The organism is Streptomyces sp. NPDC104096, from assembly GCF_055584385.1.
In genome coordinates this window covers 190,375-202,516 of record NZ_JBVJMD010000010.1, presented here as the reverse complement: position 1 = coordinate 202,516, position 12,142 = coordinate 190,375, and the positions used below count along the sequence as shown (strand labels likewise).

The following is a 12,142-nucleotide window of genomic DNA, read 5'->3' as shown; positions in this document are numbered from 1 at the left end:
GGTCCGCCGACCCTCTACTCCCAGCCCACCCTGTCCCGCGGGCCGCAGCCCCCACCGGGCAATCCGTACGCTCCGCCGGGCCCCTACGGCCCCTACCCCGCCGCCCGCCCGGCCGGCACCGGCGGCGCCGGACGGGCGCTGCTGTGGGCCGTGGTCGGCGCACTGGCCGCCTCCGCCCTGTGGGCGGTCGGCCTCGTCGCGTTCCACGGCCTGGGCACCACCGCGGACCTGCGCGGCTACGACGCCCCGGCCAACCTCTGCACCAGCTCCGACCACTCGTCCTTCAGCAGCGAATACCCGCTCGCCGACACGTCCCCCACTCACTCCTCGCTGCGGGACGGCGCGTTCGACCAGTCCTCCTGCAACGTCGACCTGAAGAAGAGCGGCTCGACCTACGCGGACGCCTACCTCACGATCGACGTGCAACTGCACAAGAAGACCGATCCCGGGGCGGAGTTCACGGCCGCCTGGAAGAACTACCCCGACAACCACGAGGGTTACGACGTCGACACCGTCGGCGGCATCGGGGACGAGGCCTATCTCGTCAGCCAGGACACCACCAGCGGCTCCTCCAGCGGCTCGCTGTACGCCACGCTCGCCGTGCGGGACGGCTGGGTCACCTACACGATGACGTACAGCGCCTACCTCACCTCGTACAGCACCGACAGCGATCCACCGCAGCTCGACGAAGTGACCGACTGGCTGAAGTCGGACACGAAGTCCACCCTGGAGGAACTGCGGAGCTGACGTAGCGGGCGAGGACCTCCGGGACGGATCCCGGGCGCACTTCGGGGGTGCGCCCGGTCATTCGCCGCGCCAGACGTTGTCGAAGGCCGCGTCCTCGATCGCCCGGCGCTGCCGTACCGCCTCCAGTTCCATCACCGCGTCGTGGACGGCGGCCAGCACGGTCACCACCGGCTCGTCCGCCACGTCGAGGGAGCCGTCGGCCGGCTGGTCGACGATCCCCACGGCGGCCGCGAGGTTGGTGAGGACCGGTTCCCGCGCCTCCCAGCGCTCGGTGGCCCCGCGGCGCACCGGCGAGTCGGCCGGGGCGGTACGGGTGACCCGCAGCGGATTCCAGCGCCGGCGCTCCCAGGTGACCTCCCCGTCCCGCTCCAGGGCCGCGAGGTAGGCCCGGGACAGACCGCGGCCCCGGCGCCACAGCCACTCCTCGACCTGCTCGTACGGCTCCTCGCGGACGAACGTCGACGCGGCCTCGTCCAGCAGGTCGTCCCCGGTGGCCGGCAGCAGGCCGGGCACGATCCGGTCGCCGCGCAGGGTGACGGCCTCCTTGCCGATGAGGTCGATGACCTCGGCTCCCGCGAGGGCCAGCGACAGATCGCCCGGCTCCACCGGACGCACCGACCGCACATCCATGGCGACGATCATCAGATCCGTGGAGGTGGTCATGAGACGGACGGCCCCGGGTCGTTGGGGTGGGGCTCGAGCGCGGTGACGACGAGCGTCATCCACGGACGCAGCGGCAGCGTGCCGAGGACCTTCTCCAGCAGTTCGGTCTCGTCGGCGGCCCGCCACAGGCCGATGCTGCGCAGCTCGCCGATCGGCCGCCACAGCCGCGCCAGATGACCGGTGGCGGCCAGTTCCTTCGCCCGGGCGGCCTCGGCGGCACGCCGCCGGTCCACCTCGTCCTGGCTGGTGCCCTCGGGGACGGTGGTGGTGATCTCCACCAGGAAGTCACGCATGGTCCTGCTCCGTTCGGTCGCTGGACGCCCGGATCCTGACCGGTCGGGCCCCGCACGGCGGGACCGGCCCCGACCGGGTCAGACGATACCTCCGTTGGCCCGCACGACCTGGCCGTTGACCCAGTGTCCGGCCGGCGAGGCGAGGAAGGCGACGACCTCGGCGATGTCGGCCGGCGTGCCGAGCCGCTCCAGCGGGGGCTGCGCCGCCAGCGCGGCGATGGTCTCCTCGTCCTTGCCGTCGAGGAAGAGCTCGGTGGCCGTCAGGCCGGGGGCGACGGTGTTCACGGTGACGTCCCGGCCGCGCAGTTCACGGGCGAGGATCAGGGTGAGCGCCTCGACGGCGCCCTTGCTGGCGGTATAGGCGCCGTAGCCGGGGAAGGCCAGCCCCACCACGGAGGTGGAGAACATGACGAACGCCCCGCCCGGTCCGATCCTGCGCGCCGCCTGCTGCGCCACGACGAAGGTGCCGCGGATGTTGGTGCGGTGCATTCTGTCCAGTTCCGTCAGGTCCAGCTCGGCGACCGGGGCGAGATGCATCCGGCCGGCGGCGTGGACGACGATGTCGACACCGTGGCCGAACTGGGTCTCGGCGACGTCGAACAAGGTGGCCGCCTGCTCCTCGTCGGCGATGTCGGCCTGGAAGGCGAGGGCCTGGCCTCCCGCGGCGGTGATGTCCTTCACGGTGGCCTCGGCCTGGTCGCGGTTGCCCGCGTAGTTGACCACGACGGCGTGACCGGCCGCGGCGAGCCGTTTGGCGACCTCGCGGCCGATGCCGCGGGAGCCGCCCGTGACGACGGCCGTACGGCGGTGATCGGTGACGCCGCCCGGAGAGGTCGGGCTGCCGGCGGGTTCCTGGGCGGGCATGGAGTCTCCTGCCTACGCGATGGGGTCCGGGCCGAGCGCCACCGTCCGGGTGGCGGCCGGTGCCTGTACCCATTGCCGGTACCGGCACCGGTGTCTGTGCCTCTCTCCAGAATGCGCCGATGCCGGGCGGACAGCCACGGCTGCCGCCACGAGAGGGCCGGGCGGACGGCCGAACCGTCCGCGCGACCTGCGCAGGCGTGCGTCACGGCCCGCCGGAGCGGACAGGCGTGCGTGCGTCACGGCCCGCCGGGCCGGCCGGGCCGTGACGCACCACTCGCGTGCTCCGTCAGTGCTTGAAGACGTCCTTGGCCTTCTCCTTCGCCTGACGGGCGTCGCCCTTGGACTTCTCCATCTGCCCCTCGGCGGCCATTTCCTCGTTGCCCAGCGTGCGGCCGACCGCCGCCTTCGCCTTGCCCTTCATCTGTTCCTTCTTGGCCTTGCCCTTCTGTTCCTGAGCCACTGACGATCACTCCAAACCGCTGTCGGCGTGCGATTGCTCCCGCACCGGGTGACCCGGACCGGCGCACCTCAAACGGGCGGTCGGCCGTGCACACTCCGTCACCGCCGGGTCCGGGTCAGCCGCCGAGCGCCGCCAGCACCACGTCTTTCGCCTCGTCCTGCACCCGGGCGAGGTGATCGGCGCCGAGGAACGACTCCGCGTAGATCTTGTAGACGTCCTCGGTGCCCGAAGGACGGGCCGCGAACCAGGCGTTGGCGGTGGTCACCTTGATGCCGCCGATGGGCGCGTCGTTGCCCGGCGCCCGGGTGAGCACCGAGGTGACCGGCTCCCCGGCGAGCGTGTCGGCGCGGACCTGTGCCGGGGAGAGCTTGGCGAGCAGCGCCTTCTCCTCCCGGGTCGCCGGGGCGTCGATGCGCGCGTAGGCCGGTTCGCCGAAGCGCTCGGTGAGCTCGGCGTAGTGCTCCGACGGCGTCTTCTCCGTCACCGCGGTGATCTCGGAGGCGAGCAGCGCCAGCAGGATGCCGTCCTTGTCGGTGGTCCACACCGAGCCGTCCCGGCGCAGGAACGACGCGCCGGCCGACTCCTCGCCGCCGAAACCCAGCGAACCGTCCACCAGTCCGTCGACGAACCACTTGAACCCCACGGGCACCTCGACCAGTTGACGGCCGAGGTCGGCGGCGACCCGGTCGATCATCCCGGACGACACCAGCGTCTTGCCGACCCCCGCGTCGGCGGGCCACTGCTCGCGGTGGGCGAACAGGTAGGCGATGGCGGTGGCCAGGTAGTGGTTGGGGTTCATCAGCCCGGCGTCCGGTGTGACGATGCCGTGCCGGTCGGCGTCGGCGTCGTTGCCGGTGGCGATCCGGAAGCGGTCGCGCTGCCCGATGAGCGAGGCCATGGCGTACGGCGACGAGCAGTCCATACGGATCTTCCCGTCCCAGTCCAGCGTCATGAACCGCCAGGTGGGGTCGGTGAGCGGGTTGACCACGGTCAGGTCGATCCGGTGCTGCTCGGCGATGCGGCCCCAGTAGGCGACCGAGGCCCCGCCGAGCGGGTCGGCGCCGATGCGCACGCCGGCCGCGCGGATCGCGTCCAGGTCCAGCACGCCGGGCAGATCGGCGACATAGGCGCCCAGGAAGTCGTAGCGGCCGGTGCCGGGGGCGGTGAGGGCCCGCGGGTAGGGCACCCGCCGTACGTCCTTGAGTCCGCCGGTGATGATCTCGTTGGCCCGGTCCTGGATCCAGGAGGTCGCGTCGGAACCCGCCGGTCCACCGCTCGGCGGGTTGTACTTGAAGCCGCCGTCGGCGGGCGGGTTGTGCGAGGGGGTGACCACGACCCCGTCCGCGAGACCCGAGGTGCGGCCCCGGTTGTGGGTGAGGATGGCGTGCGAGACGGCCGGGGTGGGCGTGTAGCCGTCGGCACTGTCGATGAGCACGGTGACGTCGTTGGCCGCGAACACCTCCAGGGCGGTGACCCTGGCGGGTTCCGACAGGGCGTGGGTGTCGGCGCCGAGGAACAACGGGCCGTCGGTGCCCTGGGACGTGCGGTACTCGCAGATGGCCTGGCTGGTCGCGGCGATGTGGTCCTCGTTGAAGGCCGTCGCCAGGGACGATCCGCGGTGCCCGGAGGTACCGAACGCCACGCGCTGTCCCGGGTCGGCCGGGTCGGGGTGCAACGCGTAGTACGCCGTGACCAGCCGGGCGACGTCGATGAGGTCCTCGGGTCCGGCCTGCCTGCCCGCTCGCTCGTGCGGCATCTGCCCGTTCCTCCGTATCGGTTGACCATCGGGTTCCGGGCCCCATCCTCCCCCGGCCCGGCGGCGGTCCGCGAGTACGCACCGCCCGTGGACGGCTGCCGCCGCGCGTCCGTGCCAGGGTGGGAACGTGACGGGGGGAAGCTCTTGGCAGCGCATCGGCAGCGCATCGGCAGCGATTCGGCAGCGATTCGGCAGCGAAGGAGAACCGTTCATGGTCACGTTCCGCACCGCGCAGGCCGTCCGGACGACCCCCGAGGGCCTGCTGTGGGAGCCCGGCGAACGCTGGGTACGCGGCCGCAAGGGCGAGGTCACCGTCGTCGACAGCCGCCGTCCCGTGCTCGTCTGGGAACCCGGACTGCCCGTGCCGCGGTACGCCTTCCCCCGCGCGGAGGTCCGCACGGACCTGCTGCGCACCGCCCGCAACCCGCCGGTCCCGCCCGAGCCGGGCCCCCCGGACGGAAGCCTCGCGCCGGGCCCGCACGCCGGGTCGCGGATCTTCTACGACCTGGAGGTGGGCGGCGAACTCCTGGAGAACGCCGCCTGGACCTATCCCGCCGCCGACCTGGCCGGTCACATCGCCTTCGAGTGGTCCACGCGCTCGGGCCGCGGCCTCGACCGCTGGTTCGAGGAGGAGGAAGAGATCTTCGTCCACCCTCGCGACCCGCACAAACGGGTCGACGCGCTGCCCAGCAGCCGGCACGTCGTCGTCGAGATCGAGGGCACGGTCGTCGCCGACTCCCGCCGCCCGGTGCTGCTGTTCGAGACCGGTCTGCCGGTGCGCCACTACCTGCCGCGCGAGGACGTCCGGCTGGATCTGTTCGACGCCACCGGGCACAGCACCGGCTGCCCGTACAAGGGCACCGCCCGGTACTGGTCGTGGCGGGGCGGCGGTGCCGTACCGCAGAACATCCTCTGGAGCTACCCCGAGCCGCTGCCCGCGGTGGCGGCCGTCGCGGGGCTGCTCGCCTTCTTCGACGAGGCGGTCGACACCACGGTGGACGGTGAACGCCTGGAGCGCCCGGTCACCCCGTTCACGGCCGGTCTCGGCACCCGTCCGTCACCGTAGCGCCGTAGCGCGCCGCCCGTGGTCAGTCTTCGCTCTCGTGGCGCACGAACCAGCAGCCGAGGAACACCAGCGCTCCCCACACACCCGCCACGAGAGCGGGCCCGCCCACCGTGGAGCCGTAGGCGACCGCCGGGATCGCGGCGACCATGGCGAACCAGGTCATCAGTCCCCACATGCTGAGCGACTCGGGCAGCCGCTCCCGTGCGCGGCGCACGACGACCGCGCCCGCGCACACCCCGTAGACCCCCGGGGCCAGCAGGGCGAGCGCGACGCCGACGGAGAGCTCCGGAACGTCCCCCGGGCTGTGCAGGGTCATCGCCCCGAACACCACGAGCAGGACTCCGACGAGCACGGCGAGCGCTCCCCACACGCGCCGCCTCAGGACCCCGCCGGGGCGGTGCGCCCCGGGCCACGGTCCCCCGCCGTACGGCTCTTCCCTGGTACTGGTCATGAGCACGACCCCCCGGCCTCTCCGACGCTCCCCTACCGAGAGGACCCGGACCCCGCGTCGGTGATGCAGACCGGAGCCGCCGACCGCGTCGTTCCGGTCACGGGCCGGGGACCTGGACCGCCCCGTGCCCGATCGGGCTCCGCGCGCAGTCCGGCACCGTCTCCCCGGCGGGCCGCGGCCGCCGGTCCAGGGGCCGGGCGGCCTGTCCGACCGGCCGCCGCGCCCCCGGTCAGACGAGGTGGGCGAAGACGACCAGGTTCTCGGTGTAGTCCTTGGCCTTGTGGTCGTAGTCCCCTGCACAGGTGATCAGGCGTGCCTGGGCCTGCGCGGTGTCGGCGTAGACGCGCTGGTCGGGGAAGTCGTCCTTCTCGAACTTCTCGGTGTCGTCCACCACGAAGGACGCCTTGCGCCCGTCGGCGCGGGTGACATAGAACGTGTCGCCCTTCTCGAGCTCGGAGAGCTCCGCGAACACGGCCGCCGACGTCTTGGTGTCGACGTGTCCGGCGATGATCGCGGTACCGGTCTCGCCCGGCGAGGCCCCGTGGGCGTACCAGCCGACGAGGTTGGTGTCGTCCGCGGCCGGAGGCTGCAGGTGTCCCGTCGGACCGATGACGAGGTCGGAGAAGGGCGCGTCGACGGAGATCTTGGGGATGAGCAGCCGCTCGGGCCGGGCTCGCGGCAGGTGCTTGCCCACCGCGGCCGCGGCCCCCGACGCCGACGCCCCGCTCTGGAGGGTGCGCGGCGGATACGCGGAATCGGCCGGCGCGTGCCGGCCGCCGGCCAGGATCATCGCCAGCACCAGGAAGGCCGTGCCCCACAGCCACGTGCTCGTCGAACGGGTCCCGGAGGAAGAAGGAGGGGCTGCCATCGGATACCACCTCACTACGGCTCGGCAGCTGAGCGGGAACGGCACAAGGGCGGCAGGCCGGGCCGCCCCGGGGTGCAGCCGGTGGCGACCCGGCTGCTCTCCGCGTCGGGCACGGTCAGGCCGCGCCCTCGGCCGCCTTCTTCCGCCGCCACGCGTACATGCCCGCCGCCGCGACCCCCAGGACCGCCACACCGCCGGTGGAGACGCCCGGAGAGGCCAGTGCGCCCCCGCCGGCGTGCACGCCGCCGCTGGGACGGTCCCGCTCGTCGTTCCCGAAGTCGTTGCCGCGCCCGCCGCCGTCGTTGTTGCCGCGGCCGCCGCCTTCGTCGTCGTTGTCGCCGCGCCCGTTGTTGCCGTCACGGCCGTTGTTCCCGTCGCGGCCGTTGTTCCCGTCGCGGCCGCCGGAGCCGTTGTTGTCGTTCCGGTAGGTCTCCGGGTCCTGCTTCGGGTCCACCTTGGGAACCCAGTCGTCGGTCCGCACGGCGGCCAGCGCGCCGCCACCGGCGTGGATTCCCCCGCGCGGCGAGTCGTAGCCGCCGCCGTCGCGCTCCCTGTCGGAGGACGAGTCCTCGTCGCTGTCCTTGCCCTGCTCCTTGCTGTAGGACGAGCCCTGATCGTTGTTCCAGTCGTCGCCGGCCGCGTGGGCGCCGGGGGTGCCGATCGCGAGAGCGGCCGTGGCCGCTGCCGTGGCGAGCAACATGCGGGCTGATCGCATGTGAGGGTCCTTCCGTCACAGCCGGGCAGCTGGGCTTTGTCAGCTGAAGTGACCCGACCTTGACGTGATCTACCGTCAGCCACGCCACGGCGTCGCACCATCCGGGGCGCTCAGTCGGGTTACCCTGCGCCCCGTCCGGTCGCCGGCCCGCGCCCCGGCGCCGGACCGGTGCGCCCGCTCCCGGCCGGTGGGCCCGGGCGGTGGGGCCGGCCGGTGGGGCCGGCCGGTGGGGCCGGGCGGGGTCAGCCGGCCGCCAGGAGCACCGCCAGTGCCGTCGCCGTGGCGGGGTGACGGTCCACCAGCGCCGCCCCGCGCGGACCGGCGGCCGTCGTCGCCCAGGTCCCGTCGCAGCCCAGCAGGCCGGCCACCGCGTCGCAGACCACGGGGTGCGCGGCGAGCAGCGCGACGCCCCGGCCGCCCTCCGCCGGGCGCGCGGACGCCAGGGCGCCCGGGTCCGGCGCCTCCCGCCACGGTGGCACCCACGCGTCCAGCGCCGTCAGCCGGCCCGGGAAGATCCGGCCCGCCTCGCGGATCAGCAGGGGCGCCAGTTCGGCGCCGCCGTCCCGCAGGGTGGTGATCAGGGTCGGCAGCCAGGGCAGCAGCACGGCGTCCGGCAGGCGCGCGAACGCGTTCGACACCGCTTCCACGACGAAGTCGGTGAGGCCCGGCACCGGCTCCAGGGCCTGGACGAAGCCGCTGAGGTAGCGCGGGTAGGCGGGCACCACCAGAGGGTTGCCCAGCAGTTCGTCGCACCGCGCCCGCAGGTCCGCGCGGGTCAGATGGCCGAGCTGGGTCCGGGCCGCCCACAGCAGCGCGGTCTTCGGCGGGTCCTCCGGATGGGACTGCGCGACCGCCAGTTCGAGCTGGGTGCGGTCACAGCCCAGCGACAGCGCCAGACTCTCCATGCTGAACAGGAAGCCGAGCATCGCGGCGACCTGACGGACACCGGCGTCCTCGTCGGTGAACGCCGTCGGCAGCAGGGTGCAGTAGTGCGCGTAGCCCGTCTTGACGAAGCGCTCGATCCACGGCGGCAGCACCGGCTCGCTGGTGCGGTAGAACGCCAGGAGCCTGCGGACCCGGCGCAGCACCTCCGGCGCGCCGTCGACACTGCGCTCGGCCGCCAGGGTCTCCAGTGCGCGGGCGCCGAGCTCGTCGGCGAGCCGGCGGCTGCGCAGATAGAGGGTCGCGTCCTCGACGGTCTCCAGGACGGTCGCCGTGGTCGCCTGCGGAGCGTACGCCGTGCGCCGCAACCGCTGCTCCAGGACCTGCTCGATGCTGATGCCCTCGTAGCCGAGCTCGATGAGGGCGCGCTGGTGGGTGCCCAGCGCCAGGTCCCACGACTCCTGGATCGGCCGCTCGCCCAGGCGCCGCTCCCCCATGATCGGGCGCGCGGCGCCCTGCGGCAGCAGACAGCGCAGCATCCACAGCACATCGGAGCATCGCTCCAGCTCGGGCCGGGCGACGATGTCCAGCAACGCCCGCTGCACACCGCGCTGTTCGAGCCGCAGGGCCAGCGGCTTCAGCCGGTCGTGCACGTCGCGGGCCAGGGGCGGCAGGGCGTCGTAGCCGACCTGCCCGATCCGGTCGCCGCCCATCATGATCTCGACCAGGCGGCGCACGTCACGCCGGCCCGGCACGGTGTCCTTCTCGATACAGGTGACGGCCGCGTCCTGGAAGTCGTACGGCGTCGGCTTGGCCCGGTCGCGCATGCCCGCGAGCAGGATCGACGTCTCGAACACCGCGATGGCGTCGGCGGTGGAGGCGAGATAGCCGTTGCGACGCGCGGCGCGCACGATCTCCACCGACCAGCCGAGCAGTTCCGCCTCGTCCAGCGGGTCGAGGACGGGCGGCCGCCGCAGGAAGCCGGACAGCCGGTCCGCGGCCGCGCCGGTCTCCCCGCTCCCCGCGGCGGTCGCGGTCGGGGCCGCGGCGGCCACGGCCTTCGTGGCCCGGCCGCTCTTCGCGCCGTTCTGTCCGGCGAGGCGGAACGGCTGCACCCGGGTGCGCCGCAGGTTCTTCGCCCACACCGTCGCGGCGATCGAGACCGAACCGGCGGCGAGGCCGAACTGCGCCTCGATCGCCGCATGGCTGGACGGGATCAGTCCGTGCTGCCACTTGGTCGCGGTGCGCGGAGCGATCTCGAACGTGTCGGCGCCCCGCACGCCGAACTCGGCCACCCGGCTGGCCGCGTGGAACGCGCCGCAGACGTACAGGCAGTCCGCCGGGTCCGTACCGGTCGCGGCCAGGTGCTCCCGCATCCTGGTCCACATGTAGCGCTCGCGGTCCTCGTCCACGCGCACCCGGTGCTCGTCGCCGGGGGCCAGACGCCGGAAGAGGCTGCCGATCAGCAGCATGACCTGCCGGTAGGTGTCGTGGTCGCTGTCGCCGAGCGGCAGTTCGACGTACTGGTGCCACCACTCCGACCAGTGCCGCACCCGGCCGTGGCGCAGCAGGTGCTCCTCCAGTTCGGCGAAGCGGGGCCGCAGGTCACCGATCTCCACGCCGACCGCGTCGCCGTGCAGCGCGGCCTCCTCCTCGGCCGGCGGGGCGTCCGGGTCGGCCGGTGCGGCGGTCTGCGGTCCTCGTTCGTCCCACTGGTACACGTGGTCCGACGAGCGGTCGACGAGGACCAGTTCCACTCCGGGGGTGTCGAGGGCGTAGGCGATGGCCTGGTACTCGGCCGACGCCTCGGTGATCGGCGCGACCACCGACAGCGGCGCCCACTCGGCCGGGAAGCCCTCGGTCTCGGTCGCGAAGGACTGCACCGCCACCGGGAGCCGGCAGTTGCGCAGTTCGGTCAGCAGCGGCGCCATGTCCTCGCACAGTTCGAGGTACACGACCTTCGGCCGCTTCTCGCGCAGTCTGCGGGCCATCGCGATCGCCGAGGCGGGCGAGTGGTGGCAGACCGGGAAGATCTCCAGCGGCTCGCGCACCGCGCGGTCGACGTCGTCGACGATGCCGAGGAGGATGCCCTCCAGCGCCCCCGGCCCGTCCGCGAACGCGGTTGCGGCTTCCTGGAGTTGACCGCGCAGCGCGCCGAACGCGCTCTCGTCCGGGCCGCTCATGACAGGGTGGCGATCGCGTCGCGGCCGCCCTCCAGGAACTCCGCCCAGGAACCGCCCTCCTCCTTGCTGCGCGGCTCCACCACACCGTGCAGGTACTTGTTGAGGATGGCCAGGTCCTCCGGATCGCGCCGGGCCAGCGACCCGACGAGCGAGGAGGCGAGGGTGTGCGCGCTCAGCGCGCGCTCGCCGAAGAAGTTGCCGTGCAGGATCGCGTCCTCCAGCACACCGATCTGCTCGGCGGTGGACAGGGCGGACTCCAGCTTCTCGTCGTCGCTGCCGGCCGCGGCCGCGGAGGCGCGCAGGTCGGCGAAGCTCTGGAGCAGCACGTCCAGCAGGGTCGGCGGGACGTCCAGCTCGATCTGGTGCCGGCGCAGCAGTTCCTCGGTGCGGAAGCGGACGATCTCCGCCTCGCTCTTCTTGTTCGTGACCACCGGGATGCGTACGAAGTTGAAGCGGCGCTTGAGCGCCGAGGAGAGGTCGTTGACGCCCCGGTCGCGGCTGTTGGCGGTGGCGATGACCGAGAACCCGGGCTTGGCGAAGACGATGTTGCCGTTGTCGTCACCGGCCAGTTCCGGTACGGAGATGTACTTCTCGGACAGGATCGAGATCAGCGCGTCCTGGACGTCGCTGGTGGAGCGGGTGAGCTCCTCGAAGCGGCCGATCGCGCCGGTCTCCATCGCGGTCATGATCGGCGAGGGGATCATCGACTCCCTCGACTGGCCCTTGGCGATCACCATGGACACGTTCCACGAGTACTTGATGTGGTCCTCGGTGGTACCGGCCGTGCCCTGCACCACGAGCGTGGAGTTGCGGCTGATCGCGGCGGACAGCAGTTCGGCGAGCCAGCTCTTGCCGGTGCCGGGGTCACCGATGAGCAGCAGACCGCGGTCGGAGGCCAGGGTGACGATGGAACGCTCGACGAAGCTGCGGTCGCCGAACCACTTCTGCGCGACCGGGCGGTCGAGCCCGTCTGCGCGCTCGGAGCCGAGGATGAACAGGCGCACCATCTTCGGGGACAGCCGCCAGGAGAAGGGCTTGGGGCCGTCGTCGATCGACTCCAGCCAGTCCAGCTCCTCGGCGTACTTCAGCTCGGCGGGTGCGCGCAACAGCTCGGACATATCGGTGCCTTTCTGAACAGGTCTCAGCAGGGAGAGAAGTAAAAGGAGGAAGGGGGAAGCGAGCCCTTGAGGGCGG

12 protein-coding genes are annotated in these 12,142 nt (G+C 72.7%); 2 read left to right on the top strand and 10 right to left on the bottom strand.

The window, feature by feature from the left end:
* The coding region (locus ACZ60B_RS14360) for a hypothetical protein (protein ID WP_469386649.1) at positions 1-747 on the top strand (747 nt) is incomplete at its 5' end.
* A gap of 57 nt (positions 748-804) precedes the next feature.
* On the opposite strand, the gene ACZ60B_RS14355 is transcribed toward ACZ60B_RS14360, so the two are convergent.
* The 5 genes from ACZ60B_RS14355 to pgm all read right to left on the bottom strand — a co-directional run bounded on the left by ACZ60B_RS14355 (position 805) and on the right by pgm (position 4,783).
* Positions 805-1,410, bottom strand: coding sequence for a GOLPH3/VPS74 family protein (locus tag ACZ60B_RS14355; RefSeq protein ID WP_469386647.1), 606 nt, complete (start codon positions 1,408-1,410; stop codon positions 805-807).
* A complete protein-coding gene (locus tag ACZ60B_RS14350) occupies positions 1,407-1,703 on the bottom strand; it encodes a muconolactone Delta-isomerase family protein (RefSeq protein ID WP_469386645.1) in 297 nt (98 codons plus the stop codon). Before ACZ60B_RS14350 ends, ACZ60B_RS14355 begins: the two co-directional genes overlap by 4 nt.
* Positions 1,704-1,781: 78 nt before the next feature.
* Positions 1,782-2,567, bottom strand: a complete 786-nt coding sequence (locus tag ACZ60B_RS14345; protein ID WP_469386642.1) for an SDR family oxidoreductase — start codon at positions 2,565-2,567, stop codon at positions 1,782-1,784.
* Positions 2,568-2,853: 286 nt separating this feature from the next.
* A complete protein-coding gene (locus tag ACZ60B_RS14340) occupies positions 2,854-3,027 on the bottom strand; it encodes a CsbD family protein (RefSeq protein ID WP_469386640.1) in 174 nt (57 codons plus the stop codon).
* Positions 3,028-3,142: 115 nt separating this feature from the next.
* Positions 3,143-4,783, bottom strand: a complete 1,641-nt coding sequence (pgm, locus tag ACZ60B_RS14335; RefSeq protein WP_469386638.1) for a phosphoglucomutase (alpha-D-glucose-1,6-bisphosphate-dependent) — start codon at positions 4,781-4,783, stop codon at positions 3,143-3,145.
* A gap of 211 nt (positions 4,784-4,994) precedes the next feature.
* On the opposite strand from pgm, the gene ACZ60B_RS14330 reads away from it, so the two are divergent.
* Positions 4,995-5,849 (top strand): DUF427 domain-containing protein, encoded by an 855-nt coding sequence (locus ACZ60B_RS14330; protein WP_469386636.1) that lies wholly within the window; start codon positions 4,995-4,997, stop codon positions 5,847-5,849.
* Between the two features lie 22 nt (positions 5,850-5,871).
* Here ACZ60B_RS14330 and ACZ60B_RS14325 read toward each other — a convergent pair whose 3' ends face one another.
* From ACZ60B_RS14325 to ACZ60B_RS14305, 5 genes are all read right to left on the bottom strand, one after another.
* Complete coding sequence (locus tag ACZ60B_RS14325) at positions 5,872-6,300, bottom strand: hypothetical protein (protein ID WP_469386634.1); 429 nt, start codon at positions 6,298-6,300, stop codon at positions 5,872-5,874.
* A 229-nt stretch (positions 6,301-6,529) separates the two neighbouring features.
* Positions 6,530-7,168 (bottom strand): class F sortase, encoded by a 639-nt coding sequence (locus tag ACZ60B_RS14320; protein WP_469386632.1) that lies wholly within the window; start codon positions 7,166-7,168, stop codon positions 6,530-6,532.
* 115 nt (positions 7,169-7,283) lie between these two features.
* Positions 7,284-7,883 carry a hypothetical protein gene (locus ACZ60B_RS14315; RefSeq protein WP_469386630.1) on the bottom strand — a complete coding sequence of 200 codons (600 nt, stop codon included), beginning with the start codon at positions 7,881-7,883 and terminating at the stop codon, positions 7,284-7,286.
* 242 nt (positions 7,884-8,125) lie between these two features.
* Entirely contained in the window at positions 8,126-10,948 is a 2,823-nt protein-coding gene (locus ACZ60B_RS14310; protein ID WP_469386628.1) for a DUF5682 family protein, read from the bottom strand.
* A complete protein-coding gene (locus ACZ60B_RS14305; RefSeq protein ID WP_469386625.1) occupies positions 10,945-12,066 on the bottom strand; it encodes an ATP-binding protein in 1,122 nt (373 codons plus the stop codon). Before ACZ60B_RS14305 ends, ACZ60B_RS14310 begins: the two co-directional genes overlap by 4 nt.
* Positions 12,067-12,142 lie beyond the last annotated feature (76 nt).